Source organism: Spirosoma fluminis, assembly GCF_054778895.1.
The window spans coordinates 229,412-254,478 of sequence record NZ_BAAGZD010000003.1 but is presented as its reverse complement, the minus strand read 5'-3'; the positions used below and the strand labels follow the sequence as shown (position 1 = coordinate 254,478).

Annotated in this window: 23 protein-coding genes; 9 read left to right on the top strand and 14 right to left on the bottom strand. The window is 51.4% G+C overall.

Going from position 1 to position 25,067, the window contains the following annotated elements:
• Positions 1–183: 183 nt before the first annotated feature.
• Positions 184–2,205, bottom strand: a complete 2,022-nt coding sequence (gene uvrB, locus ACYVBJ_RS03035) for an excinuclease ABC subunit UvrB (protein WP_460980828.1) — start codon at positions 2,203–2,205, stop codon at positions 184–186.
• A gap of 269 nt (positions 2,206–2,474) precedes the next feature.
• Here uvrB and ACYVBJ_RS03030 point away from each other — a divergent pair, with 269 nt between their 5' ends.
• Positions 2,475–3,257, top strand: coding sequence for a hypothetical protein (locus ACYVBJ_RS03030; protein ID WP_460980827.1), 783 nt, complete (start codon positions 2,475–2,477; stop codon positions 3,255–3,257).
• 118 nt (positions 3,258–3,375) lie between these two features.
• Here ACYVBJ_RS03030 and ACYVBJ_RS03025 read toward each other — a convergent pair whose 3' ends face one another.
• From ACYVBJ_RS03025 to ACYVBJ_RS03000, 6 genes are all read right to left on the bottom strand, one after another.
• Positions 3,376–3,573 carry a DUF4177 domain-containing protein gene (locus tag ACYVBJ_RS03025; protein ID WP_460980826.1) on the bottom strand — a complete coding sequence of 66 codons (198 nt, stop codon included), beginning with the start codon at positions 3,571–3,573 and terminating at the stop codon, positions 3,376–3,378.
• Positions 3,574–3,739: 166 nt separating this feature from the next.
• The gene (gene sufB, locus ACYVBJ_RS03020) at positions 3,740–5,218 is read right to left on the bottom strand and encodes a Fe-S cluster assembly protein SufB (RefSeq protein WP_460980825.1); all 1,479 of its coding nucleotides are present in this window, start codon (positions 5,216–5,218) and stop codon (positions 3,740–3,742) included.
• Positions 5,219–5,499: 281 nt separating this feature from the next.
• A complete protein-coding gene (locus tag ACYVBJ_RS03015) occupies positions 5,500–6,216 on the bottom strand; it encodes a hypothetical protein (protein ID WP_460980824.1) in 717 nt (238 codons plus the stop codon).
• Positions 6,217–6,289: 73 nt separating this feature from the next.
• On the bottom strand, positions 6,290–6,673 hold the full coding sequence (locus ACYVBJ_RS03010) for a DoxX family protein (RefSeq protein ID WP_460980823.1): 384 nt from the start codon (positions 6,671–6,673) through the stop codon (positions 6,290–6,292).
• Entirely contained in the window at positions 6,670–6,933 is a 264-nt protein-coding gene (locus ACYVBJ_RS03005; RefSeq protein ID WP_460980822.1) for a hypothetical protein, read from the bottom strand. Before ACYVBJ_RS03005 ends, ACYVBJ_RS03010 begins: the two co-directional genes overlap by 4 nt.
• Before the next feature lie 78 nt (positions 6,934–7,011).
• Positions 7,012–7,302, bottom strand: a complete 291-nt coding sequence (locus ACYVBJ_RS03000) for a hypothetical protein (protein ID WP_460980821.1) — start codon at positions 7,300–7,302, stop codon at positions 7,012–7,014.
• Positions 7,303–7,401: 99 nt separating this feature from the next.
• Between ACYVBJ_RS03000 and ACYVBJ_RS02995 the strand changes: the two genes are divergently transcribed.
• Both ACYVBJ_RS02995 and ACYVBJ_RS02990 read left to right on the top strand, forming a co-directional pair.
• Positions 7,402–8,196 (top strand): alpha/beta fold hydrolase, encoded by a 795-nt coding sequence (locus ACYVBJ_RS02995; RefSeq protein ID WP_460980820.1) that lies wholly within the window; start codon positions 7,402–7,404, stop codon positions 8,194–8,196.
• Positions 8,196–9,140 carry an alpha/beta hydrolase family protein gene (locus ACYVBJ_RS02990; RefSeq protein WP_460980819.1) on the top strand — a complete coding sequence of 315 codons (945 nt, stop codon included), beginning with the start codon at positions 8,196–8,198 and terminating at the stop codon, positions 9,138–9,140. The genes ACYVBJ_RS02995 and ACYVBJ_RS02990 overlap by 1 nt, the downstream gene beginning before the upstream one ends.
• A gap of 16 nt (positions 9,141–9,156) precedes the next feature.
• Here the strand turns inward: ACYVBJ_RS02990 and ACYVBJ_RS02985 are convergent, their stop codons facing one another.
• Positions 9,157–9,798 carry a peptidoglycan DD-metalloendopeptidase family protein gene (locus ACYVBJ_RS02985; RefSeq protein WP_460980818.1) on the bottom strand — a complete coding sequence of 214 codons (642 nt, stop codon included), beginning with the start codon at positions 9,796–9,798 and terminating at the stop codon, positions 9,157–9,159.
• A gap of 149 nt (positions 9,799–9,947) precedes the next feature.
• On the opposite strand from ACYVBJ_RS02985, the gene ACYVBJ_RS02980 reads away from it, so the two are divergent.
• Positions 9,948–11,450, top strand: coding sequence for a peptide MFS transporter (locus ACYVBJ_RS02980; RefSeq protein ID WP_460980817.1), 1,503 nt, complete (start codon positions 9,948–9,950; stop codon positions 11,448–11,450).
• A gap of 2 nt (positions 11,451–11,452) precedes the next feature.
• Here ACYVBJ_RS02980 and ACYVBJ_RS02975 read toward each other — a convergent pair whose 3' ends face one another.
• From ACYVBJ_RS02975 to ACYVBJ_RS02950, 6 genes are all read right to left on the bottom strand, one after another.
• Entirely contained in the window at positions 11,453–11,788 is a 336-nt protein-coding gene (locus ACYVBJ_RS02975) for a translation initiation factor (RefSeq protein ID WP_460980816.1), read from the bottom strand.
• Between the two features lie 90 nt (positions 11,789–11,878).
• Positions 11,879–12,079 (bottom strand): hypothetical protein, encoded by a 201-nt coding sequence (locus ACYVBJ_RS02970; protein WP_460980815.1) that lies wholly within the window; start codon positions 12,077–12,079, stop codon positions 11,879–11,881.
• Positions 12,080–12,087: 8 nt separating this feature from the next.
• Entirely contained in the window at positions 12,088–12,870 is a 783-nt protein-coding gene (locus ACYVBJ_RS02965) for a LytR/AlgR family response regulator transcription factor (RefSeq protein ID WP_460980814.1), read from the bottom strand.
• The gene (locus ACYVBJ_RS02960; RefSeq protein WP_460980813.1) at positions 12,867–14,348 is read right to left on the bottom strand and encodes a histidine kinase; all 1,482 of its coding nucleotides are present in this window, start codon (positions 14,346–14,348) and stop codon (positions 12,867–12,869) included. Before ACYVBJ_RS02960 ends, ACYVBJ_RS02965 begins: the two co-directional genes overlap by 4 nt.
• Before the next feature lie 78 nt (positions 14,349–14,426).
• Positions 14,427–15,584 (bottom strand): YybH family protein, encoded by a 1,158-nt coding sequence (locus ACYVBJ_RS02955; RefSeq protein WP_460980812.1) that lies wholly within the window; start codon positions 15,582–15,584, stop codon positions 14,427–14,429.
• 20 nt (positions 15,585–15,604) lie between these two features.
• On the bottom strand, positions 15,605–17,788 hold the full coding sequence (locus ACYVBJ_RS02950) for a TonB-dependent receptor (protein WP_460980811.1): 2,184 nt from the start codon (positions 17,786–17,788) through the stop codon (positions 15,605–15,607).
• 158 nt (positions 17,789–17,946) lie between these two features.
• Between ACYVBJ_RS02950 and ACYVBJ_RS02945 the strand changes: the two genes are divergently transcribed.
• The 5 genes from ACYVBJ_RS02945 to ACYVBJ_RS02925 all read left to right on the top strand — a co-directional run bounded on the left by ACYVBJ_RS02945 (position 17,947) and on the right by ACYVBJ_RS02925 (position 24,480).
• Positions 17,947–18,543 carry a LutC/YkgG family protein gene (locus ACYVBJ_RS02945; RefSeq protein WP_460980810.1) on the top strand — a complete coding sequence of 199 codons (597 nt, stop codon included), beginning with the start codon at positions 17,947–17,949 and terminating at the stop codon, positions 18,541–18,543.
• Between the two features lie 45 nt (positions 18,544–18,588).
• Positions 18,589–19,140, top strand: a complete 552-nt coding sequence (locus ACYVBJ_RS02940; protein WP_460980809.1) for a GNAT family N-acetyltransferase — start codon at positions 18,589–18,591, stop codon at positions 19,138–19,140.
• Between the two features lie 131 nt (positions 19,141–19,271).
• The gene (cmk, locus tag ACYVBJ_RS02935) at positions 19,272–19,988 is read left to right on the top strand and encodes a (d)CMP kinase (RefSeq protein WP_460981263.1); all 717 of its coding nucleotides are present in this window, start codon (positions 19,272–19,274) and stop codon (positions 19,986–19,988) included.
• 63 nt (positions 19,989–20,051) lie between these two features.
• Positions 20,052–21,107 (top strand): NAD(P)/FAD-dependent oxidoreductase, encoded by a 1,056-nt coding sequence (locus ACYVBJ_RS02930; RefSeq protein ID WP_460980808.1) that lies wholly within the window; start codon positions 20,052–20,054, stop codon positions 21,105–21,107.
• A gap of 97 nt (positions 21,108–21,204) precedes the next feature.
• Positions 21,205–24,480: a hypothetical protein gene (locus ACYVBJ_RS02925; RefSeq protein ID WP_460980807.1), complete on the top strand. Its 3,276-nt coding sequence runs from the start codon at positions 21,205–21,207 to the stop codon at positions 24,478–24,480.
• Positions 24,481–25,067: the final 587 nt, after the last annotated feature.

The window sequence follows — 25,067 nt, the reverse complement described above, 5'->3', positions numbered from 1 at the left end:
AAGTTAGGAAGAATTGATAACTTGTCAGTTTCTGGTAGCCATTACGTACCAAAATCCTGACACCCATCCTAGTGCGAATGGAACGTGTGTTGGTATAAAATACGATGAGGTGACACGGCCAAACCGCATCACCTCAAGGACGGCTTGGGATCTCCCTCCAACCGTTACAAAGATAATTCGCTCCTACGCTGTTTCCTTCTTGAGCTTGTCACGTAGTTGGAATAACTCGTCGCGTAATCGCGCTGCTTCCAGGAAGTCGAGCTCTTTGGCGGCCCGTTCCATCTTCGCCTGGGTTTCGTTGATGACCTTCTCCAGATCGTTCTTACCCATGTATCTGACAACAGGATCGGCCGCGATACGTATCTCTTCGGGTTCGATGTATACGTGTTTCGGCTTCGAGTCGGCGACTTTCGTCTGACCCATGATGGCTTCGCGGGATTTCAGTACGGTCTGCGGTATGATGCCGTGGTCCGTATTATATTCCATCTGAATGGCCCGGCGACGATTGGTTTCGTCAATGGCTTTCTGCATGGAACCCGTAATGGTATCCGCGTACATAATGACCTTCCCGTTGGCGTTACGTGCCGCCCGGCCGATCGTCTGAATCAAGGATCGAATGTCGCGCAGGAAGCCTTCTTTGTCCGCGTCCATAATGGCTACGAGCGACACTTCGGGCAAGTCAAGACCTTCGCGCAGCAGGTTAACGCCTACTAAAACATCGAAATTACCTAAGCGCAGATCGCGCAGGATTTCGACCCGATCGAGCGTTTTGACTTCCGAGTGGATATAGCGCGTTTTGACGCCCACCCGCTCCAGATACTTGGTCAATTCTTCGGCCATCCGTTTGGTTAACGTAGTAACCAGTACGCGTTCGTTCGCTTTGATCCGGGCATCGATCGACTCCAGCAGGTCGTCAATCTGATTGAGGCTGGGGCGAACCTCAATTTCGGGATCGAGCAGACCCGTCGGCCGAATCAACTGTTCAACCACAACCCCTTCTGCTTTGCGAAGCTCATAATCCGATGGAGTCGCCGATACGTAGATCGTCTGGCCGGATAAATCTTCAAACTCCTGGAAGGTAAGCGGCCGGTTATCCATGGCCGATGGGAGCCGGAAACCATAGTCGACGAGCGCCGTTTTGCGGGAACGGTCACCGCCCCACATCGCGCGAATCTGCGGAATCGTTACGTGGCTTTCATCGACCACTAACAAAAAATCATCCGGGAAGTAATCCATCAGACAGAACGGCCGCTGCCCCGGCTGGCGCCGATCGAAATAGCGGGAATAATTCTCGATGCCGGAGCAGTACCCCAGTTCACGCATCATTTCCAGGTCGAACTCGGTTCGTTCCCGAATTCGTGTCGCTTCCTGTTCGCGAAATTCAGATTCAAAATAACGTACCTGAGATACCAGATCGTCCTGAATCTCGTACATGGCGTTGTTAAGCGTATCGCGACCTGTTACGAAGAGGTTAGCCGGGAAGATAGTCACTAGGCTTTCGTTCGAGATTTTCTTACCCGTTGATGGATCAATGCGCTGGATCGTCTCGATCTCATCGCCAAAAAATATGACCCGGTACGCAAAATCAGCGTAGGCCACGTAAAGGTCTACCGTATCGCCTTTGACGCGGAACGTGCCGCGCTGAAATTCGCCCTCAGTTCGGCTGTAGAGAATGCTGACGAGCTGGTGCAGGAACTGATTGCGGCTCATCCGCTCACCAACGCCAATTCGAACCACATTCCGCTTAAATTCTTCGGGATTCCCCATGCCATAGATGCAGGATACTGATGCGACCACGATTACGTCGCGCCGACCGCTCATCAGGGCCGAGGTTGCCGACAGGCGCAGCTTATCGATCTCTTCGTTGATGGCGAGGTCTTTCTCGATGTAGGTGTTGGTGGTCGCGATATAGGCCTCCGGCTGGTAGTAATCGTAATAACTGATGAAGTATTCGACGGCGTTCTCCGGGAAAAACTGCTTGAATTCGCCGTAGAGCTGAGCGGCCAGCGTTTTATTGTGGCTTAACACAAGCGTTGGCCGGTTAAGCTGAGCAATAACATTGGCAACCGTAAAGGTTTTACCGCTGCCCGTTACGCCCAAAAGCACCTGTGCTGGTTCGCCTTCTTTAAGGCCACCGATCAACTTGTCGATGGCTGCGGGCTGATCGCCGGTCGGTTGAAATTCTGAAGTTAATGTAAAGTTCATTCGTAGCGCAGCCTGTGCGGCCCTGTCTAATCAGGCTAATTTACGAAAAAAGTAGCCTGATAGCAAGGTGGTTTTTATTGATAAACCTTATTGCTTGCAATAAGTTAAGCTTGTCTGGCAATGGGCTAATTCTCCTTGACTGCGAGTAATTTGTAGACTGGCTTTTCGTTAATAAGTAGCCTTCCTGCCTAGTGTTGGATGCGTTCTTGCAGTATAAAGTAGACGGGTAGTAGTTTTACGCTGGAAATATTTTGTTAATTATTCGATTTATGCGACTTCATGTACTTAGCTGGCTCAGCATTTTAACCGTTTGTTTTGCGTTTACCGCCTGCCAGGACCACCGCATGTTGCAGGGCCAGGAATCAGGATTTCGGTTGAAAAAAGTGGTATCTCAGTCGAAAGGCGCTTACTCGTCGACGGTATACACGTACTCAAGTGGCAAACAGTTAGCGAGTTACGTGTCGCGGGTAGATACCAGTAGCGCTGCCGAAAACACGCCTGGCCAGACGACCATTATGCAGTACAATGCGCAGGGCCAATTAGCCAGTGCCGATAAGCAGCCTGCTGCATCGGCCTACGCCCTGACGCGCGTTACGTATGCGTTCGATGGAAGTGGTGCTATTATTTCAGCCGCGCTCTATCAGGACGAGAACAGGTCGGGTAACTACACACTCGTTGAAACGTATAAACTCCAGTATGGCGCGGCCGCTATGCCAACCAGCGTTACTATCGTTCGTGGTTCGGACCAGGAAATTCAGCAGTACACGTACGAGAAAGAAAACATTGTTACTTCAATCCGGAGCGGAAACAAAGGCACCAATCGGTATAACGTCAGTCTGAGCGGATTTAAGTATGATGATAAACCGAACCCATTTTATAAGTTGATTACCGGCGGACCAGACGCTGCCGTTTACAACAAGAACAACGAGGTGGCCAGCAATATCATCAATACGTATAATGCCGCTGGGTTGCTAATTAAGAAAGTAGTCAGAAATGCCCAGGGTAATGCGGCACTGGACGTAACGACTACGTTTGAGTACGAGCAGTATTAATTGCTGAGCTTATTTTTCATGTGCGATCCATCGGAAGGAACGTATTCGCAGTCTCATTTAACGTAGAGTGGTCCAGTTACAGGTAACTGGACCACTCTGCGTATTAGCTGAAAAGAGCTTACGCTATTTCTCGTTTAAGCATAATAATCAGCCCTTTAGAGCCACCACCGTAGACTGCAGTATCTACGGCCGAAATAACTTCCCAGCCATCCCGACCAAGTTCATTCAACTTGTCTGTTAACGTTTGAGAGTCAATATCACCACCCCAGAATCCGCTGGCGGCTACGTCCAAAACGCGATATTCAAACTTTTTCATGAGAGTAAACTGCTAAGTAGATCAAGAACAGCGCAAGTATACAAATTCTGGTTCATCCAGTTCGTTCACGTGTGCTATGAACTGCCAGCAGGTCAAAGTGCCTTACCAACAAAAAGCCCCTACGTTTTCGCAGGGGCTTCAATATAATCAGAATTTTGAGTCACACTTAACCAACAGAACCTTCCAGACTGATGGCCAGCAGTTTCTGGGCTTCGACGGCGAACTCCATAGGGAGCTGGTTCAGGACTTCTTTGGCGTACCCGTTGATGATCAGCGCTACAGCCTGTTCCGTTGGGATACCCCGCTGGTTGCAGTAGAACAACTGATCTTCACCGATCTTGGAGGTCGTAGCTTCGTGCTCAACCGTAGCCGACGGGTTATTTACTTCCAGATACGGGAAGGTATGTGCACCACACTTATCGCCTAACAGGAGAGAGTCACACTGCGAGTAGTTACGTGCGTTTTCAGCGCGTTTCAACACTTGCACCAGACCCCGGTACGAGTTCTGGCTTTTCCCGGCCGAGATACCTTTCGATACAATCCGGCTCTTGGTATTTTTACCAATGTGAACCATCTTGGTACCCGTATCTGCCTGCTGCATATTGTTGGTAACCGCTACTGAATAGAACTCACCGATCGAGTTATCGCCCTTCAGGATAACCGAAGGGTATTTCCACGTAATAGCTGATCCGGTTTCGACCTGCGTCCATGAGATTTTGGCGTTCGCGCCTTCGCAGATGCCGCGTTTGGTCACGAAGTTGTAAATACCGCCACGACCTTCCTTGTCGCCGGGATACCAGTTCTGCACCGTCGAGTACTTGATCTCCGCATCGGCATGAGCTACTAACTCAACCACGGCTGCGTGAAGCTGATTCTCGTCGCGCATAGGAGCTGTACAACCCTCGAGGTAGCTAACGTACGAACCTTCGTCGGCGATGATGAGCGTCCGCTCAAACTGGCCGGTTCCGGCCGCGTTGATCCGGAAATAGGTCGACAGCTCCATTGGGCAGCGAACACCCTTTGGAATGTAGCAGAACGAGCCATCGGAGAACACAGCCGCGTTAAGCGCTGCAAAGTAATTGTCTTTGGCCGGAACAACGGAGCCGAGGTACTTCTTAACCAGCTCGGGGTGTTCGTGCACAGCCTCCGACATCGAACAGAAGATAATGCCGCGTTCGGCCAGATCCTTCTTGAACGTAGTGGCTACCGATACGGAGTCCATAACGGCGTCGACAGCCACGCGTGGGCGTTCGCCTTCTGGCTCGTCAATTACACCGGCCAAACGTTTCTGTTCGCTTAATGAGATGCCCAGTTTGTTGAACGTATCAAGCAGTTCAGGATCAATCTCATCGAGACTGCCTACTGTTTTCTTTTGTTTCGGAGCCGAATAGTACTTAATGGCCTGATAGTCAATCTTTGGATATTTAACGTTCGGCCAATGGGGTTCGGTCATCTCCTGCCACATCCGGAACGCTTTCAGGCGGCTTTCGAGCAGCCATTCAGGTTCATTCTTTTTGGCGGAAATAAAACGAACAATGTCTTCATCAAGACCGGCGGGAGCCTCATCAGCTTCAATCAGGGTCTCAAATCCGTATTTATACTCGGAATTGGTAATACTTTCTAAAATTGCCTCGTCCTTAGTCATGGTCGGTTGCGTGCGCAGTTAATAAGCACCGTTGCAGTATAAATTTAACAATCGGCCGGATGGGTACGTTCCGGGCAGGCTGGACAAATATCGGAAACTTTCCGTTATTTCGATTATTTTATGATACTAGCCAGGCTTTGTGTTATTTCGCTAAACAACGCAACTCAGTAAATTAATACCTGATGCAGCCGCTCCATTTTCAATAGAGTTACCCAATTTTATATACGACAAACGCCATTACGTTACAGTAATGGCGTTTGTCGATACTGAGCAGAACCGGTCTACTTCGCTGTTACCTTAACATTGCTGTAGTACAGGGTTGTAAGCCCCTCGTAGCCAGAGTCGGTGCCGACAATCAGCCAGAGTTCGCCTTTGTCGTTGGTGCGCGCGGTGAGCGGAGCTTCGGCATTATTACGCGTGATGAGTTTGTAATCCGTTACGTCTTCGCCAGCGCCGACAGTGCCTAACAGCACCGCATCACGTCCGCCTTCCGACTGACTTCCTTTGTCGATGTTCATGCCGTAATAATCGTCCTTCAATTCCTTCTTCGGCTCAACGGACGTAGCGCCCGCCTTCAGAAACACACTGCCTCCGGGCGAACCACCGATACCTACCGAGTTGTCGGCGTACGAAGAAGCGAGTTCTACGTCGAACACCAATTTATAATCGGAATTAGGACGTAAGCCGGTCAGCTTCTTTTTCATGAACATAAAGACATCATCACTGCGGTTCATGCTTGATAGCATGATCGACTTACGTGCACCATCTAAGGGCGCGGGCAGCCCTGTCCACTTCGACTCAAACCGGATATCACCGATCTGGGTATGGTAATCGCTGTAATCAGCTTCCCAGCCATCGCTGTTTTGCTGAAAATTGGTCTGGTAGATTACGCCGGTCTGAATGGGTTCCGGCACATTTGGATTATTTTCCTGATTGCAGCCCGAAAGCCCAAACAGACTGCCTGTAAGAATAGTGGCAATAAACAACGTTGACTTCATTGGATGTATTCAATTGGTTTCCTGTATTGACTCTGCCCTGCCGGAAACCGTTGGAACACGTACCCAGAAAATATCACTGACGGCGGCTGTTGTCGTCTAAACCGCGTAGTGCCAGGTAGAAAGCAATGACATAAATGAGTTGGTTAGCAGCGCCAGCCCAGTCTTCTTTCAGTGTTGTGCCAAATAGTAATGCGCCTATAATCAATCCGCCGAGCGCATAACCGAATTTGCTGAAACGGCCGCCCAGCAGAATCAGAAAGCCACTGATAAATTCAGCAAAGGGCAGTACGTAGAGGAACGCTTTCGTTACCAGTTCCGGTAGAATTGTAGCCGCAAATCCGGCCGACGTTTTTGTGACAAACGCGTTGAGCTTTGGTATCCGGACCAGGCCATGCATGAGCATATTGATACCTAAGCCAATGCGGATGACAAGCTGAGCGAGCTGATTGGCACTCATTCGTCGGTTTCGTTGTCTACTTCCACATTACCTGCTTCCACGTCTTCTTCGGCCATTAGGTCGTCGTTAACGCCGTTCGAATCACTGTCCGAATCGTTTACTTCTTCTTTGATCGGCTCCGGTCCCTGATTGGTCACGGGGTTCATGTATTCGATCTGCGAAACGCCATTGTTGGCTTCCTGGCCCTGCGCCAGTTTCGTTAGCACGCCCTGGTTTTCGTCTTCTGCCGGATTATAATCCTGATTGTTCGTTGAGTTCATACTTGTATTGAGTTACCATAGTGGAGCACAGGCTGAAGACGTTTCGATAAGCGCTCAAGGCTGTGCTGCGTAATTAGCCTACACACTGCCCGATCGGGTCACGTGACCACCCAACGCGTAGTTATCATCCTGATGATGGTCGTGTTCGCCGGTTGGATCTCCATCTTCATCGAGGGGTTCGTCGGATAAACCGTCGTTTTCGGTTTCGAGCGATTCGTCGCCACGGTCGGCGTCGCCGTCTTCCATGGCAACCGGTCCGTTGTCACGGCCATTTTGATTGCGGAAATTATCGGGGTCGATGCGTTCGACGCGTGAACCGATCAATTCCGTCTTATCCTTTACTATTGAATCTGCGATTAACGTTTCCATATCGGTTGAGGATCTGTAGTTTGTAAGTTAACTCGGTAGAATGGAGAAAGGTTAAGCTTATTCAGCTACCATTCTCCATACGATGATTTATATTGCTTCATGAAACTACTTCGACTCGTCGTCTTTCTGCTTGTACCGGTCCTATCGTTTGCACAAGCCAGCCGTGAACCGTTGTTTACGTCTTTTGATGGGACTAAAATTCACTATGACGTAATCGGCGAAGGCAAGCCTGTTGTGCTGCTGCACGGGTTCATTACAAACGGGGAAAGCTGGAAGCGGGCTGCCGTCCGGCAAGCGTTAGCCGATGCCGGTTTTGAAGTCGTTACGCTCGATTTACGGGGGAATGGCCAGTCCGATAGACCCCATGAAGCCAAAGCGTATGAGGACAACGCAGAGTTAAAAGACGTAATGGCGTTGATGAAGCACCTGGGTCTGACAAACTACGATGTGGTTGGGTACTCGCGGGGAGCTATCCTGACCGCTAAACTGCTGACGCTCGACAAACAGGTTCGTCGGGCAGTAATGGGTGGTATCAGCGTCGACTTCTCCGATCCGAACTGGATTCGCCGTAAAAACTTTCATGAAGCGTTGACAAAACCCGGTAGCCATCCGGAACTACAGCCTGCGGTTGATAATGCGCAGAAGAGCGGAGCCGACATGGTCGTGCTGGCGCGTTTGCAGGAGTTTCAGCCGGTAACGAGTAAGGCTGAATTAGCTAAAATTAAACTACCCGTGCTGGTTATCAATGGGGATAAAGATAACGACAACGGCGATCCGCAAACCTTAGTCGATGCCATTCCCGGCTCTCGGTTGGTCGTTGTACCCGGCGATCACGGCGGAGCTATGCGGACTTCCGAATTTGCTAAGGCGGTAGTGGATTTTCTGAAGGAATAATGGTGAGCGAACTTCGTAAAAAAGCACTTTGGTTAGCTAGCTTTCTTTTCCTGATTCCTTTGATAAGCTGGGCTCAGGAACCATCTCTTACGTTTCGCAATCCGAAAGATAGTGCGGTTAATTACTACCTGACAATCCCACCGGTTGGACCACCCAAGGGATTGCTGATGCTCCTGCATGGTTTCGGTGAATCTCCCGAATACGTCAATGGAGAAACTGAACTACCCAAGGAGGCTGCCCGGCAGGGTCTGCTGACAGTACTAGTCACCTTACAGCGAGGCTGGCAGTCGTTTTACGTGGATGAAGACTCCCAACAGACGCTTGCTGACATCATCAACGAAATACAGTCTAAACACAAGTTGACTGGCAAAAAACTGTATCTGGGTGGCTTTTCACTCGGAGGAAGCGGAGTTGTGCGATACGCGGAACTGGCTATGGCGGGCAATTCCCTGCCTAAACCTACCGCCATCTTTGCCGTTGACCCACCTCTGGATTTTACCCGACTTTATCAAAGCTCGCTACGCCAGCGGAAGTATGGAAAAGTAGAAGTGGCTGTTAAGGAAGCTCAGTTTCTCATGGATAAAATGGATAAGGAATTTGGTGGTCCGCCTACAGTCCAACCCGCCAAATACGTAGCGCTGTCGCCCTATAGCTATACAGATACAACTGCCCATAATGCGAACCTGCTCAAAAACACGCCCATACGACTAATTAGTGAACCTGATCTCCTGTGGCAGATGAATGAGCGAAATCGCGATTTGTACGAACAGAATACAATTGATTGTGTAAGTCTAATCAATTATCTGCGCTTGATCGGTAACAAACAAGCCATATATGTACCAACAGTCAACAAAGGGTATCGCAAGCAGCAGGGGAATCGGAACCCACACTCATGGTCTATTGCTGACCCAAACGATACGGTGGCATGGTTGCTCAGCTACTAAGTTGGTTTTGCTGGAATTATAAATTCGGAATACCTAGCAGCGTATTCGGGTTCGGACAGATAGCGAGAAACTTATCCCGGTCGGCTAACGAGCATACACCGGGAAAATCCCCTTTCATACCCAGCATGTCGGTCATAAGTTGGAAGTGGAGGTGGGGAGGCCAGTCGCCGTTTTCAGGGTAGGGACCAATCTCGGCTATCTTCTGGCCCGGTTTTACTTCTTTGCCCTCATACAAACCACTTAACGATGAGCGGGTTAAATGGCCATATAAACTGAATAAAGGCTTGTCGTTAACGCGGTGTTCCAGAATAATAGTTGGCCCGTAGTCGCCGAAGTTGGCGTTGTCGTGGAAACTCTGAACCACACCAGCTAAAGGCGCAAACACAGGTGTTCCGGCCTCGGCCCACAGGTCGATACCGAGGTGAATTTCGCGTGGGTCAGCCGTTGTCTGCTGGAAATGGGGGCTTCGACGATAGATAACCCGATGTTCATTGTAGCCGCCAACTCCTACTTTCGCGCCTGCCGCCCTAAGCTTGCCGACTATGTAATCCGTAAACGTAGCGGTATTGGTCAGATCAAGCGTAGCGAGGTCTGGATTTGCAGCCGAGAAGTCAAAAATGAGATAGGGGTCTTTCTGAAAATCGAAGGGAAGAAGCATCGCGCATGCGGATTGACGCTGCAAGTTAAGCAGTAACTGACATCAGGAGTTCGGTTGGCTACAATTCGCGGGTTATGGGTATCTTTGCAGCTATTTTCTTCGTTAACTAAGCTATATTCTTCGGTCAACAGACCGTTTAACCTAACTGCATGGAATCGATCATTAATAAATCCGCCCGTCAGGCTACCTTACTTGGCCACCCGGTGGGTCTTTTTGTTTTGTTTTTCACCGAGATGTGGGAGCGGTTTAGCTACTACGGTATGCGGGCCATTCTGTTGCTGTTCCTGATCGATAACGTCCGGGGCGGCATGGGCCTGACCGAAAGTGAGGGTGCGGCTATCTACGGTATTTATACCGCTTCGGTGTATCTGCTTTCCGTACCGGGCGGTTGGATTGCTGATAATGTAATCGGTCAACGTAAATCCATCTGGTACGGTGGACTGGTGATCATGCTCGGTCACATCATTCTGGCCATTCCGTCCGGATCAGGAATTTTCTACCTGGGACTTTGCACTGTAGCGCTCGGCACCGGTTTACTAAAACCGAACATCAGCAGCATTGTAGGTGAACTATATCCCGAAGGCGGAGCTCGTAAAGACGCGGCTTTTTCGATTTTCTACATGGGCATCAATACCGGCTCACTGCTCGGTATCTCAATTGTCGGTTACCTGGGGCAGAAAGTGGGCTGGCATTATGGCTTCGGCGCGGCCGCCGTGGCGATGGCTCTGGGTATCATTACGTTTCGAACATTAGGGCAACGTTACCTTGGCGAGTATGGCAATTACGTAGCGCAGCCCGCAAGTACCGATAAATCCTCGAATGGTAACCGTTCTCTGCTCGTGTTTCTGGCCGTGATTGTAGTCTTACTGGCCGTACTTCAACTGACGCACATCCTGGATTTGACGACTGCGCAGGGCTTGGCCCAGGCGATGGGTACTATCATTTCGCTGGTTGCGCTGGGAGGGTTTGCCTATATCCTGATCGCTGGGGGGCTGGATGTCGTTGAAAAGAAACGAGTCGTCGTACTCTTTATATTCTTTCTGGCATCGGCAGTTTACTGGGCCGGAAACGAACAGCAGGGCTCATCGCTGCAAATCTTTGCCGACCGATACACTGATCTTAACCTGTTTGGCTGGCAAATGCCATCGAGCTGGTTCCAGAATCTTAACCCTGCCTTTATCCTTATTTTTTCGCCTGTGCTGGCCGCCTTATGGGTATTCCTGGCAAATCGTAAAATCAATTATTCCGTACCCGCCAAGTTTGCAACCAGCCTGGTCTTACTCGGATTGGCCTACGTCGTGATGGTTGTGGCTTCAAAGCTGGCCCTGACCGGTACCCGTACGTCGCCTTTGTATTTAGCCACTACGTATCTTTTCTTTACGCTGGGTGAGTTGTTCCTCAGTCCGGTGGGCTTAAGCGCGTTTTCTAAACTGGCGCCTAAACGGTATACCAGTCAGTTAATGGGCCTGTGGTTCGTTGGGTCGTCGTTAGGGAATCTGATTGCAGGTTTATTCGCCGGAGGCTTCGAGGAAAACAACGTTCAGCAGATGCCCGAGATGTTCCGGAGCGTAGCCTTGTTCAGCGTTGGGGCAGGTGTATTGATGCTGCTCTTTGTGAAGCCACTCAGAAAGTGGATGGGTGGAATAGACTAACCTCACCCACCTGCTTTCTTCGCTTTGTAGCCTTTATTGGTGAGCCACGTCAGGACCTTGTCGCGGTGGTCGCCCTGAATTAAAATTTCGTCGTCTTTTGTAGAGCCGCCTGACCCACAGGCGGCTTTCAGTTGTTTACCCAGCTCGGCTAAATCAGCATCGGTGCCGATAAATCCCCGAACGGCGGTTACAACCTTATTCCCGCCGAGTTTCACCAGCCATATTTTAAGGTTCTGCTGAGTCGGTGGCAGTGTTTCGGCTTCTGGTTGCTCGTCGGACTGGTAGTCAAAGTCAGGATTGGTTGAATACACAATCCCGTTTCGGTTTTTCTTGCTCATAAACTGTCAATCTTCTCGCAAAAATAGCGGCTTTCACGGGTTAGTGAGCATGCCCTCCGGCAGTGCGCTACCTAGCGAGCGGTACGCCACTTAGCAGTGCACCACCATTTTCGTACGTAATGCCACAGCCATAGCCAGAACCCCGATAGTACAACGGCGGGCAGGATCACAAATTTCACCGAAGGCTGGCTCGGGCAACGTAGCGACGGGCCCGTAGATATAGCCCAAAATGGGAATGCTGGCCAGAATGGGAAACCAGCGAATGAGTTTACGTTCGGTAGCCGCTTTCATGGTTCTGATTACAACTCCAGCAATTGCCGTACGGTATCGCCATACGTACTGCCGGTTGTGACTTTAGTGGCTTTCTTATCCGTTAGGGCGAGCAGGAATTTCCCGTCAAAATGCCGGTGAACCTCGGCAATTTTATGCCGGTTAACCATCACCGATCGGCTTACGCGTACGAACGTATCGGGCAGTTTTTCGGCCAGCGTTGTCAGCGTGTAGGTCGTCAGGAACTTCTGACCGTCCATAGTCGCCAGAAAAACGTACTTGTCTTCAGCCTCAAAGAAGGCGATGTCTGACAGGGGAATCAGTTTGATTTTATCGCCCGTTTTCACCGAAATTGAATACACCTCTTTCTTGGGCTGCATCTGGGAAATCAGCCGCATCACATTCTCAGTCATGGGATTGCTGAAAGGCTGACCTACTTCAGTACGTTCGACCAGCGCCCGAATTTTCTGCGCCGTACGCGCTAACCGTTCGGCTTCGATGGGCTTGAGCAGGTAATCGACCGAGTTTTCTTCGAAGGCCCGAATGGCATATTGGTTGAAGGCGGTGGCAAAAACGACCATCGGCACGGTAGTCAACCGGGATAACATATCGAAGCCATTCAAGAGTGGCATTTCGATGTCCAGGAAAATAACATCGGGTCGTTCGCTTTCGATAAGCGTCAGGCCTTCGGCTCCATTAGCGGCTTCACCAATGACGTCAAATGTGTCGCGGTGCTTGTCTAATAATCGACGCAGACGGCTAATGGCTAACGACTCGTCATCGATCAGTATAGTTCTTAGTGGAAAGATCATACGCTTCCAATGGTAGGTTTCATAACGGGGTGCTTCCCCTGAATTTTGTCCATCCGTATTGATAACAGCACCTGTTTCAGGGGCCAGTTCTGAAATTCGATGGTGGCATCGTCGCCGTACAGCAGTTTGAGCTTGTCCTGAATGCTACGTAAGCCATAACCCCCATCCATGTCGTCGGGAAAAGCCGGACCGTTGTCGTGGACGCACAAATGCAGGGCGTCATTCTTGCGGTAGATCCGAACGTCGATGCGCCCCATATCGGCGAGTTTGGCAATGCCGTGTTTGATGGCATTCTCAACGATGGGCTGGAGCAGAAACTGGGGTAATTTCAGATCGTTCAGGGCCGGGTCTGATACGTCGACGCTAAAGGTTAACCGGTTTCCAAATCGCACCTGCTCGACCTGCAGGTACGTCCGCACCATCTCCAGTTCATCGGTCAGGGTAGCGAACAACTCGCCATTACGTCCCGTCGAATAGCGAAACAGTTTCGATAAGAGCAAGGTCATCTCTTCGGCCTTGTCCGGATTGTCGTGTACCAGGCTGGCAATGCTGTTAAGGGCGTTATACAGAAAGTGCGGATTGATTTTAGCCTGTAAGGCGTCGAGTTCGGCGCGGGTTTTCAGCTTTTCAAGATTAAGCAACTGGTATTCCTGCTCCGAGAGTTTTCGGGTTAATTGACGCCCCTGATGAAGGACGTACAGAAAGAGGTTGGCAATTATCAGATCGCCCATTACATAAATATACCAGGGTGCCGTTCCTTCAATACCTTCAGGCCGTTTCTGTAACTGATCTATAAATGTTTTTCCGAGCAGAAGGTAAATGGCGTAATTGATAATTAAAAAGTTGAATATCGCTGCTGCGGTAACTATAAGATGCCGTTTCCAACTTCTCTGAAACTTCCGGGTGAGCCATCCTGACAATGCCCATGTTAGCAGAAACACCGCTGCTCCATCGCTAATATTTTGTACAATCAAAAATCTATAAAAGCCCGCTACAACAGGGTCCTTACCTTTCGAAATGAGGTGGGTAAAAAAGATAATTGCGTTACTGCCATAAATCAGCAGTGCCCCAAGAATAGAGCCAATAAGCGCTCCCCAACCCGGCTTTTGCAGCAAGTTGGTTAAGGTGATGCGTTCGGGCCGGATCAGGCCAGTTCGGTAATTGCCGCGCCCCGAAAAATTGAATTTTGCGCCTTCGACGTTCGCGCCGGTCAGGTCCGTACCTTCCAGGCCACTGAAGCTAAGATTGGCTTCATACAAATCGGCATCCGTAAAATCGGCCCCATTCAGGTCGGAAAAGCTGAGGTCAGCCTGCCGAAGTATCGCCCCCCGGAAGTTAGCCCGCGCCAGGTTTGAAAAACGCAGATCCGCCTGCGTCAGGTCGAGGCCGCTGAAGTCAAAGTCAGTCATGTCCGACGCCCGCATTTTCAGGCGTCGGCCATTCTTACCGATGGTGCCGATTAATTGTTCACGCGTCATAGAGAGAGTCTGTCAGGGGTGAAGGAGTGAGCTGATTCTAGCCCATGAATGGGGTTGCCAACTCAGTCCCAACGACCGCTATTTGCACTTTGCCAGTAGGGGTTCGATATTTTTCTGGCCCCAGGCCGGATGCAGCTCACTAGCTGGTTTAAATGTAGCAAATTTTTCTACGGCCTGCTTAAGCACCGGGCAACCCGTACTAGGGCCACCGCCGAACTGCTCGGGCGTGTACATAAGTGAGGAACCTTCGAGCGCATACGGGCGTGGATTCGCCGGATTCAAACTTTTCGCCTTTTCGATACCCGCCTGAAATAACGGGCCGTATTGTTGCCAGCGGTTCGTTGGGTCAACAACCATGCGAGCCTGTGCAATGTACGCTTTTAATACAGCCAGTTCATCGTTAGCCGGCGATAGTGCTTCGGCGGCTTTCAGGTTTACGTCTGCCTGATCGAGAAACTTGTCTTTTTCGGCTTCGTCTTTGCCCATAAAGCCCAGGTACACGTAGTTAAGCCCGGCATAATAGCGCGGTAACCACTCCTTCGGCTCTGCATTCGCGATACGTTCAAACTTGTTGGCAGAAGCGAGTATGTCGGCAGTTGGTGATTTTTGACTTATGTTCTGCATATCGCCAATTGCCTGGGCCATGGCTTGCTTATACTGTTCCGACTGAGCCCAAACAGATGTCAGCCCAAACGTTAGGACTGTGATGAGTACAATGGCAATCGTTTTTATTGGGTTATTGGTTTTAGAGGATGATTGTTTACTACCAAAAGACATGAGTAAGCGCTGAAAAAGGCCCGGCTGTTGAATCCGGCAGTTATGAAAAGCGCGGACCTTCCAACTGCCATTCGATTTGATTAAGACCGTTGTCTGAATCGACTGTCTACTTGCCGGAGGCTGCTTGTGAAAGCGAAGTTGAATAACACCCGTTGAGTGCATGAGCGCCACGGTTGGGCTTAGTAAGACAACGGTTGACGGAGTAGCGCCTGGTCGCATAAGAGAGCCTTTCAGTGCCCACGAATTAAACAGCTCTTCGTGAATTTGCCGGTTGGCTTCGCGCCCTTTGATGTGTTGACCAGCGAAGGTGATGTAATCGCAGTCGTCGGTCAGGCACTGGACGAACGCGTCGGCATCACCAGCGTTCCAGGCGGATTCCAATTGGGCAAAAACTTGGCGTATCGCTGCTTCTTCGGCGGCTACGACAGCGGTCCTTTGTGTTACGTTGGCCGTTTCCATGCGTAAGCTGATGATCGATGTTACAGTTCGTTGATATTGACTTTGGCCTTCTTCGAGAGCATGATCAGGCCACCGACGAAGAAGCTTCGGTAAGACTGCGGACCAACGGCATAGCGCGTCTGGCTCGGTCCGCCCTCGCGGTTGGGTGCGTAGCGGTAGGTGAACACATTCTGCGTGTTCAGTATGTTATCCACCGATGCGTACAGGACGACGAGGTTTTGGTTAATGCGGGTGACGTGACTAGCCGAAAAGCTGAGGTTGTTGACAATCGGCGTTCGATCGGCCAGGAAATCAGCATCACTGCGGTTGGGGTTATAGTAGGGCCGACCGCTGCTGATGGTGTACGTCAGGCCCATGTTCGTGCTGATTTTCTCGAAGTAGCGCTTCGTAATCAGGCTGATGTTGTGGTTCGATATGAAAGTTGGTGTGGCCACAACGGTATACTGTTGAAAGAGCCGTTTCGTGTCGACGTAACTATACGTAACCCAGTAGTCCAGTCCTTTTACCGTTTTCTGGTCGCGCCAGAACACATCGAAGCCTTTGGCATAGCCGGAGCCGGTGTTGTCAGTACGTCCCCAGGGGAAGCGGTAGGGATTGGCATCGAAGGGCTGACCAGTAAACTCACGCACCAGTTGCGCGTAATTTTTGTAGAAGGTTTCAATCCGGAACGTACGTTTGTTTTTAATGATCTGGTAATTCAGAATCAGGTGATCGGCCCGTTCAAAGTCAAGCGATTTGTTTAGATACAGATAGCGATAATCCGGAGTTTGATAAAACTGTCCGTAAGCCAGCGACACCTGACTGAATACGCCGGTTTTATACGCCAGCGACAGGCGCGGTGATACGTTAAACCGGCCGATAACGGACGAATATTCACCACGCAGCCCTACCTGAACCGCCAGGTTGCGACCCAGGTACGTTTGTGATTCCGCAAACACCGATCCATACGTATCGTGCAGCTTATAGTGGGTGCCCAGTACTGAATTCCCGATTGAGACGGAGTGAGCTTCTGCCCCGAACAGAAACGAGTTGCTGCTGCCTAAAAGTCGGGTCAGTACGAACCGTCCCTGAGCGCGTTCACTCGACCGGCCGAAATCCTGCGCATCGAAGGTGGTGGCATCGATATCGTAGCTGTACGATAAACCAGAGTTTAATGACCAGCGACCGTTTGCCCAGCTGTCGGTGTACGTACTGGTCGTAAAGAAGTTGCGGTTATGCTGTTGTAAAGCGGTTAAACCAAGCTCGTTGGATGGGTCGCGAAAATTCATGCCTAACCGGCTGTCGGAGTACATGCCGTAAAACTTGAGCATACCCGTCTGGCTGGGTTTAAGCCGGTAGGTGAGCGAAGAACCTGCAAACTCGGGCTCACGCGTCCAGTCAATAGTTTGCCTGACGAGCGCAAAGAGCGGTTTCAGGTTTCCGTAGTAACCCGTTGCCGAAATCGACGATTTTTCGCTGGCGTGATCGTAGCTGATACCCGCGTTGGCCAGATTTAGGCTCAGTCCCAAGCCTTCGTTCTGCGTTTTATCGACAGTGTTCAGCAAGAGTACCGATGACAGCGCCTGACCGTACTGCGCCGAGTAACCGCCCGTGCTGAACGACGTTCCCTTGAACATGAAGGGCTGAAACCGGCCGCGCGACTGTACATCGGGTAGTGAACTAAAGTATGGATTCTGAACGATCATGCCGTCGATCACCACTTTTGCTTCGCTATTAGACCCACCGCGTACAAACAGACCTTCCTGCTCGCCAACGCGCTGCGTACCGGGCAGCAAATTCATAGCGGCCGTAATATCAGCTGCGGCTCCCGCGGTCGTGACAATGTCCATGGGTTTCAGCATGGTCATCCGTTTTTCGTCTGACGCTTCGAACGACCCAGCCGTTATGACGACCGTATTTAGCTCGTTGGCCATCTCGGTCAGGCGAATGATTAGCGGGCTAGACTGTGCGACGATAATTTTCTTAGCAAATGGTTCGTAGCCAATGTAGGATACCATCAGGGTGGCTGTGTCTTGGCGGGCTGTGGAGAAGCGGAACGCTCCGGTGCTGTCGGTATTGGCCCCGTCGTAGGTACCGCGCAGAAATACGTTCGCACCGGGTAAAGCATGCCCTTTCTGGTCCAGTACGCGACCGACTAGAGCGACCTGGGCTAACAGCGGACTTGTTATTAAGACGAGAATAAAGAGGACGTAGTGCGGTTTCATGGCGGCTCTTGTTGTGACCTGATGAGTCAAAACTAGCGCGCCGGATTGCCGACCTTTTGCCTTTTCCGACGAATGTCGGTAGGTGGGGTGTGAAATAGGGTAGGAAAGGGACGAAGTTATTTTTGTAGTATTGACGTATCAAACGCAATCCAGGCGCTATGACTGCCCGCAACCAACTCCTTGACCGTATCCGCCAGAACAAACCGGAGCCACTTCCTCTGCCCGACGTTCCTTTATTTGTGACTGAAACGGACGACCTGCTCGCTCAGTTTCAGGACGCCCTCGCCTTCGTGGGTGGTCAGTTAATCGATTTAAGAGGGGGGGGGGCGTTGCAGGAGCCCCTTCGGCAACGCTTTCCGGAAGCGCAACGGATCGTATCGGCCATAACTCTTCCCGGTATCGAGCTGACAACCGTTGATGCACAGACCGACAAAGTCATCCTGGAGCAGATTGACGTGGCAGTCTTACAAGGCGAATTTGCGGTAGCTGAAAATTCCGCCATCTGGGTGCCGGAAGGGGCCATGTTTCACCGCGCCCTTCCGTTTATTGCGCAGCATCTGGTTCTGGTGATCGACCCCGACCGGCTTGTGCCAAACATGCACGTAGCCTACCAGCGAATCGACCGGACGCAGCTCAGTTATGGGGTATTTATCGCGGGGCCATCCAAAACCGCCGACATTGAGCAATCGTTAGTAATTGGTGCGCACGGTGCACGCAGTTTAACGGTTGTGTTCATGAACGAAACGTCACGCTAACATTTAGAGCAATCTATTGTTACTGACGTAAAACCCTGCGTTCCCTTGACTACTACTTTGATTACGTTTCAGCTTTCGGTTGGTCGCCTTCGTCCCTGGCGCGAGGGAGACGAAGATTCGTTATCGCACCACGCCAGCAACCGGCGTATCTGGAACAATGTACGCGACTTTTTCCCCTATCCATATACCCCCCGGGATGCCCACTCTTGGGTGCGTTCGAACAAATCGTACCAGCAGCCGAACAACCTGGCCGTTGAAGTAGACGGCCAGGCCGTGGGTAATATTGGCTTCACGGTTAAAGACGATATTTATCGCTACAACGCCGAGATTGGCTACTGGCTGGGTGAAGATTACTGGGGTCGGGGCATCATGACCGAAGCGGTACCGATTATGACGGACTATATCTTTCAGAATTTTCAGGTCAACCGCATTTTTGCCTGCGTACTCGAAGGCAACATCGGGTCCATGCGCGTGCTCGAATCAGCGGGCTATCGCCACGAAGCCATTCACCAGAAGGCCGCCGTTAAAAACAATCAATACCTGGACGAGCACATCTTTGCCTTGCTTCGGTCGGAGCATAAAGAGCGGGTTATATAACGTAGTTGGTCGCAGGACGTAACGCCTGCAACGTCGCCATTGCGAAGGTACTTACCCAGCGTCATCCTTTGCCCTCCGCGTTTTTTGTGGTTATTTTGCCAAAACCTTACCGCTTCGGCGGGTCGTTTTTCATGCCGAAGATCGTAATTGCCATTGACGGATACTCAAGTTGCGGGAAGAGCACAACCGCCAAAGCTGTAGCCGCCCGAATGGGCTACGGATACATTGATACGGGGGCCATGTACCGGGCTGTCAGTTTATTCTTTATTCAGGAGCGGGTGACGCTGTCGAACCACAAAGAGGTGACCACCGCGCTCGAACACATCCACATTACCTTTAACCACAACGCCCGGACCGGCAAGAACGAAACCTGCCTCAACGGCCTGAACGTAGAGGAGGAGATTCGGAAGATGTATATCTCCAACATCGTTAGTGAGGTCAGCGCCATTCCGGAAGTTCGCTGGGCGATGGTCGCCCAGCAGCAGAAAATGGGCCGCAAACGGGGCGTGGTTATGGATGGGCGGGACATTGGTACCAAGGTGTTTCCCGATGCCGAAGTAAAAGTGTTTATGACCGCCGATACGTTTATTCGGGCGCAGCGTCGACAGCAGGAACTCCTGGCTAAAGGCGAGCTGGTGAACCTCGACGACATTGTGAAGAATCTTGAAAAGCGCGATCTGATTGATACAACCCGTTCCGAAAGTCCCCTGGTACAGGCGCCCGATGCTACGTTGCTGGATACCTCGCACATGACCATTGAAGAGCAGGTCGACTGGGTGATTGAACAGGCCGACCGGCGGCTGTCGGAATTGCATCGCGAAGCCCGCGCCCGCCGGAAACAGGCCTAAGCCATTCTGGGAAAACTAAACAACGGCCCGCTGGCCGAACTCATTATCGTTGATTGATTACCAATGAAAGCCGATTTCCTGATTGTAGGGCAGGGGGTAGCCGGTTCGGTGCTGGCCTGGACCCTGGATCAACGCGGCTGTACCGTACTGCTGGCAGATGATCCCGCGTTGCCTTCGGCTTCGTCAGTAGCCGCCGGCATCGTGAATCCGCTAACGGGCCGAAAACTCGTTCGGACCTGGAAAGCCGATGAGCTGTTTCCGTTCCTGCATCAATTTTACACCTCAATCGAACGCCAGCTGGGCGTCCGGTTTTTTCATCCCACCCGCATTTACCGGCCCTTTCGCTCGGCTACTGAACAGGCCGATTACCTCGCCCTGGCGGCCCAGCCCGACCTTCAGCCCTATGTATCTGCTGAGGTCGATAATCAGCAGTACAGCGGGTTCATCAAAAATCCTTTCGGTGGCCTTGAGGTCACGCAGGCCGGTTGGGTCGATCTGACCGAATTCGTGCGGATTATCAAAGGCTATTTCATGCGGAAAAATCAATACTACGAAGGACGAGTAGATGCCGGTAAATTGATCATTAAGGAGAATGCGGTCGAGTGGAAAGAAATTGAGATCGGAAACGTAATCTTTTGCGATGGTACGCAGGGCGGGGCGAATGAACTGTTCAACTGGCTGCCCTATAACCCCGTAAAAGGCCAGATCCTGACGGTTACCGTCGATTCGTATCCGATCCGGAATATCGTGAATCAGGGTGTGTTCATCCTGCCGGTGCGGGATGGGTTACTAAAAATAGGCGCTACCTACACCTGGCACGATCTGGACTGGCAAACAACCAACGATGGTCGCGCGTTCTTAGAATCGAAGGTCAGCAGCGTCCTGAACGTACCGTATCAGATTGTAGCCCAGCAGGCTGGCATCCGCCCGTCCACCAAAGACCGGCGGCCCTTTGTGGGGCGGCACCCCCGGCAACCGGCGGTGGGTATTTTTGGCGGCATGGGCACGAAAGGCGTGTCGCTGTCGCCGTATTTGGCGGAGCAGTTTGCGCGTCATCTGCTCGATGGCGAAGATTTAGAATCGGAAGCGAATATTAATCGGTATATATCGTTATTATAACGAGTTAGGAACGAGGAGAGAGAAGCCGGACTAAAAGTGACGTAAACGAAGGGTTCGTCGGTCATTTTTCGGCTCCTGTCTGCTGACTGTTAAGCATATGCGAAATCAATACATTCTGCTATTGGGCCTGTGGTTGGGCGGCTTAAGCATGGCCGCGGCTCAAAACTATCCATCGCTTGAGCGGTTCGGTAAAAACCGCATTCAATACCGGGGTTTCGACTGGAAGATCATCCGGACGTCGAACTTCGAGATTTATTATTACCAGGACGGAACCCAGATCGCGAACCTGACCGCTCAGTACGCGGAGTCGGAGTTCGATCGGATCACGGAACTGCTCGGGTATACGCCGTACAATCGCATTAAGATTTTTCTGTTCAATTCGCCCGAAGAGCTGGCGCAGAGCAACATCGGTCTCAACGCGCAGAGCGGCCTGAGCAGCCGGGAGCAGGATCTGTCTAAGTCGCGGGTTGAACTGGCCTTCACCGGCGATCAGGTCAGTTTTCGTCGGCAGATCATCCGCGACATTTCGATGCTGTTCGTCTATGACATGCTGTACGGCGGCAGCCTGAAAGATGCCTTACAGAGTTCGCTGCTGCTGACCCTGCCCGATTGGTTTATGCCGGGTATTGCTGCGTATATCGCCGAAGGCAACAGCCTTGAACTGGATGATTACATGCGCGACGTATCACTGAATCACCCCGTCCGCAAACCATCTCTGCTATCAGGCGCGGAAGCCGAGCGCATTGGTCACTCGATCTGGAACTATATCGTTCAGAAATACGGCCGCGACAACGTATCGAACATCCTGAATCTGACCCGGATCATCCGGAATGAACAAAGCAGCATTTCCAGTACGCTGGGTATCCCATACAGTCGCTTCCTGCGCGAATGGCGCGAGTATTACGCCGGTATGGCCAACAGCGTATCGCAGTCGTACCGCAGTACGGCCGACGATTTTCAGTTGAAAGTTGGGTCAGCCGATGACAAGAATGTCTTAGTCAGCCTGAAGCTTAGCCCCGATAAACAATACATCGCGTATTCAGTGCTGCGCGACGGTAAGTTCAGCGTTGAGGTGGTAAACACCACAAACCGCAAGAAGACGACGGTGCTGGCGGGCGGCTACCGGCTCGATGGGCAGTCAACCCGCACCAGTACCCCGCTGGTCGCCTGGCAGAAAGGCAACACCCTGCTGGTGATCACCGACGAGCTGGGACGTACCAATCTGTATCAGTTCGGTAATTTCGAAAAACGGCCTAAGCAGCTCTTCAAACGGCAGGTCAATGGCCTCTCGCAGGTAGTCTGGATGGATGCTTCCGAGGATGGGGGCAGCCTGGTCTTAAGCGCCGAACGGAAAGGGCAGAACGACCTGTTTCTATACAGCATCAACCGGGGTTCGTATCAGCAGCTTACCAATGACCTGTACGACGATCTGTACCCGGCTTTCGTCGGGCGGACGGCCCGGCAGGTAGTATTCAGCTCCAACCGCAAAGACGATACGCTCGGGGTCGATAAAGGCTCGTACAAAACCGTTCGGGATCAGCTGAGTCTGTTTTCGCACGAAGGCAGCGCCCGTGATCTGTCTCTGGTTCGCTTAACGGATTCACTGATGACCTATGCGACCCAGCCTCTGCCAGCCAGCGAAACAAGCGTTTTCTTCCTGAGTGATGCAACGGGCATCCGGAACCTGTATAAGCTCGACACGGAGAATAAATCCGTCGCTCAGGTAACGGCGTTCCCCCAAAGCATTCGGTTGTACGATTTGAATCCGGCCAATGGTGGCTTTGTGTATAGCAGCCTGAAGAACGGAGAAGAATACGTAGCGTTTCGGTCGCAGTTGAATCTGACTCAATCGGTTCAATCGCCCCCGACCCAGCGGGCCAGCAGTTTGCGACCCGCAGCCACGGGCCCCAGAGGCAGTCAGGTGAAAACAGATACGGCAACGCAACAAAACCGGACCGCGGCCCCCGATACCAGCAAAACCAGAACCGCCGGATCAGGGGGTCTGCAACCAGACCCGGACAAACGATTGGCTCTGGAACCCGGTGAAGTCGATACCGATAATTATCAGTTTGATCCCGAAGTGCTCAAAGCGGCTGAATACCGCCAGCGTCGTTCGGTAGCCGGTGTTACGCCCAGCATCACCACCGCGCCCCCGCGCAATCGTCGCCGGGAGAATATTACCATCCGTGGACCATTCGACTACAAAGGGTTGTTCGGTATCAATGAGGCTACGTCGAACTGGCGGATCGACCCAATTCGGGGATTTGGTTACGCTCAGGACGTTACGTTGACTGACTTGCTGGAAAACCACGTTCTGCGGGCGGGCGGCTTTATTACCACCACGTTACGTAACAGTGACCTGTTCGCCGAATATTCCAACCTGACGCACCGGGTCGATTTTGGGGCTCGGGTCGACCGGCAGACGTTGTTTTTGCCCCCCGATGCCGGGTTCACCCAGAAATACCGCTACAACCGGTTCGCGGTGTCGGCTTCCTATCCCATATCGGTCAACAGCCGCTTCACCCTGTCGCCGTTCTACGCCATCACGCGGCTGATCGATCTGTCGTCGTTTGCTGAACCCGACCGTGTATCTGATTATGCCGGTGTGCGGGGTGAGTTTGTCTTCGACAATACCAAGGTCAATGGCATGAACATGACCATGGGGACGCGACTGAAACTGCGCTTCGAAGAATACGCCGGTCTGCGTTCGGCATCGGAAGGCTTCCGGCGCTTGTCGCTTGACTTACGGCATTACCAGCGAATCCACCGCGACCTGATCCTGGCGGCTCGCTTTGCCTTCAGTCAATCGGGCGGACCTGCACCTAAACAGAGTACGCTGGGCGGTATGGAAAACTGGATTGGGGCCAACCAGAAAGAACTGGTAACGTCTAATCCGCTGCTCGTACCGAACACCCTGCTGAACGAAGTACCAACGGACTACCGGGATGTGTTCTTCCTTGATTTTGCTGCGCCCCTGCGGGGTTTCCGGCAAGGGAAACTAACGGGCAACAGTTACATGCTGTTCAATGCCGAGTTGCGGCTGCCGCTGATACGTTACCTGTATCGGGGCAACATTACGTCGAACTTTCTCCGGAACCTGCAGCTGGTGGCTTTCACCGACATTGGTACCGCCTGGACGGGGAGCGGCCCATTCAGTCAGCAGAACAGTCTGAATACCGAAGTCGTAGGTGGGGGAAACATACCCTTTCGGGCAATCGTAACGAATTTTAAGAACCCTTTCCTCATTGGCTATGGTGCCGGTGTGCGGACCATGATCTTTGGCTACTTCGTCAAGTTTGATTATGGCTGGGGTCTCGAAGATAAAGTGCTGAGCAAACCGATTGCTTACCTCACCTTAGGCTATGATTTCTAGTCAGGGGATTCGTCAGTGATCGTACGTATAGTCCGTATTAATCAGCTAAGAAAGTAAAACATGAAAAGGCCACTCCGAACTGGAGTGGCCTTTTCATGTTTGTGTCTCCTAATCTAGAACTGACACGGCATATTGCCGACGTCGGCAACCCTCTGCACCTCACTAGCGTCAATAATCTGTAGATGGAAGTTAGTTTAGTCTGTATCTGTTATTATACTTAAGTATATGTAAGTGGATGAATCGTATTTATAATTAACCTTGAACGAATACATTTTTTATATTATATCAATAGTGAGGTGATTATAAATTCCTGTTTATCAAAATAGTACTAATGGACCAGTTGTTCGATTAATTAATTAGCCTCAGGAGGTTACATGCCGGTTGGCATAGTTTTCGCTAACCCCTGTCGACCCCACGCTTCCCGTAAATGCAAACGGGGGCTACCAACTCTCCTTCAAAGATCAGCTGATTGCCGAAGCAACATTCGATAGTAAGACCTTAAAATATAGGTTTTTAGCTAACCGTCAGGGATCAGGCGATCCGCTCACCCGCTAATTGGCATAGTTTTAGTTGACTTCCAGTAAAGC

Bases quoted from the DNA above. Each gene is read 5' to 3' on its own strand.
- ACYVBJ_RS03015 (WP_460980824.1), bottom strand. From the start codon at position 6,216: ATGAAGTCAACGTTGTTTATTGCCACTATTCTTACAGGCAGTCTGTTT.
- ACYVBJ_RS02930 (WP_460980808.1), top strand. From the start codon at position 20,052: ATGAAAGCCGATTTCCTGATTGTAGGGCAGGGGGTAGCCGGTTCGGTG.
- sufB (WP_460980825.1), bottom strand. From the start codon at position 5,218: ATGACTAAGGACGAGGCAATTTTAGAAAGTATTACCAATTCCGAGTAT.
- ACYVBJ_RS02955 (WP_460980812.1), bottom strand. From the start codon at position 15,584: ATGGAAACGGCCAACGTAACACAAAGGACCGCTGTCGTAGCCGCCGAA.
- ACYVBJ_RS03030 (WP_460980827.1), top strand. From the start codon at position 2,475: ATGCGACTTCATGTACTTAGCTGGCTCAGCATTTTAACCGTTTGTTTT.
- ACYVBJ_RS02990 (WP_460980819.1), top strand. From the start codon at position 8,196: ATGGTGAGCGAACTTCGTAAAAAAGCACTTTGGTTAGCTAGCTTTCTT.
- ACYVBJ_RS02960 (WP_460980813.1), bottom strand. From the start codon at position 14,348: ATGACGCGTGAACAATTAATCGGCACCATCGGTAAGAATGGCCGACGC.
- ACYVBJ_RS03010 (WP_460980823.1), bottom strand. From the start codon at position 6,673: ATGAGTGCCAATCAGCTCGCTCAGCTTGTCATCCGCATTGGCTTAGGT.
- ACYVBJ_RS02970 (WP_460980815.1), bottom strand. From the start codon at position 12,079: ATGAAAGCGGCTACCGAACGTAAACTCATTCGCTGGTTTCCCATTCTG.
- ACYVBJ_RS03005 (WP_460980822.1), bottom strand. From the start codon at position 6,933: ATGAACTCAACGAACAATCAGGATTATAATCCGGCAGAAGACGAAAAC.
- cmk (WP_460981263.1), top strand. From the start codon at position 19,272: ATGCCGAAGATCGTAATTGCCATTGACGGATACTCAAGTTGCGGGAAG.
- ACYVBJ_RS02945 (WP_460980810.1), top strand. From the start codon at position 17,947: ATGACTGCCCGCAACCAACTCCTTGACCGTATCCGCCAGAACAAACCG.
- ACYVBJ_RS02925 (WP_460980807.1), top strand. From the start codon at position 21,205: ATGCGAAATCAATACATTCTGCTATTGGGCCTGTGGTTGGGCGGCTTA.
- ACYVBJ_RS02965 (WP_460980814.1), bottom strand. From the start codon at position 12,870: ATGATCTTTCCACTAAGAACTATACTGATCGATGACGAGTCGTTAGCC.
- ACYVBJ_RS03000 (WP_460980821.1), bottom strand. From the start codon at position 7,302: ATGGAAACGTTAATCGCAGATTCAATAGTAAAGGATAAGACGGAATTG.
- ACYVBJ_RS02995 (WP_460980820.1), top strand. From the start codon at position 7,402: ATGAAACTACTTCGACTCGTCGTCTTTCTGCTTGTACCGGTCCTATCG.
- ACYVBJ_RS03025 (WP_460980826.1), bottom strand. From the start codon at position 3,573: ATGAAAAAGTTTGAATATCGCGTTTTGGACGTAGCCGCCAGCGGATTC.
- ACYVBJ_RS02975 (WP_460980816.1), bottom strand. From the start codon at position 11,788: ATGAGCAAGAAAAACCGAAACGGGATTGTGTATTCAACCAATCCTGAC.
- ACYVBJ_RS02985 (WP_460980818.1), bottom strand. From the start codon at position 9,798: ATGCTTCTTCCCTTCGATTTTCAGAAAGACCCCTATCTCATTTTTGAC.
- uvrB (WP_460980828.1), bottom strand. From the start codon at position 2,205: ATGAACTTTACATTAACTTCAGAATTTCAACCGACCGGCGATCAGCCC.
- ACYVBJ_RS02980 (WP_460980817.1), top strand. From the start codon at position 9,948: ATGGAATCGATCATTAATAAATCCGCCCGTCAGGCTACCTTACTTGGC.
- ACYVBJ_RS02950 (WP_460980811.1), bottom strand. From the start codon at position 17,788: ATGAAACCGCACTACGTCCTCTTTATTCTCGTCTTAATAACAAGTCCG.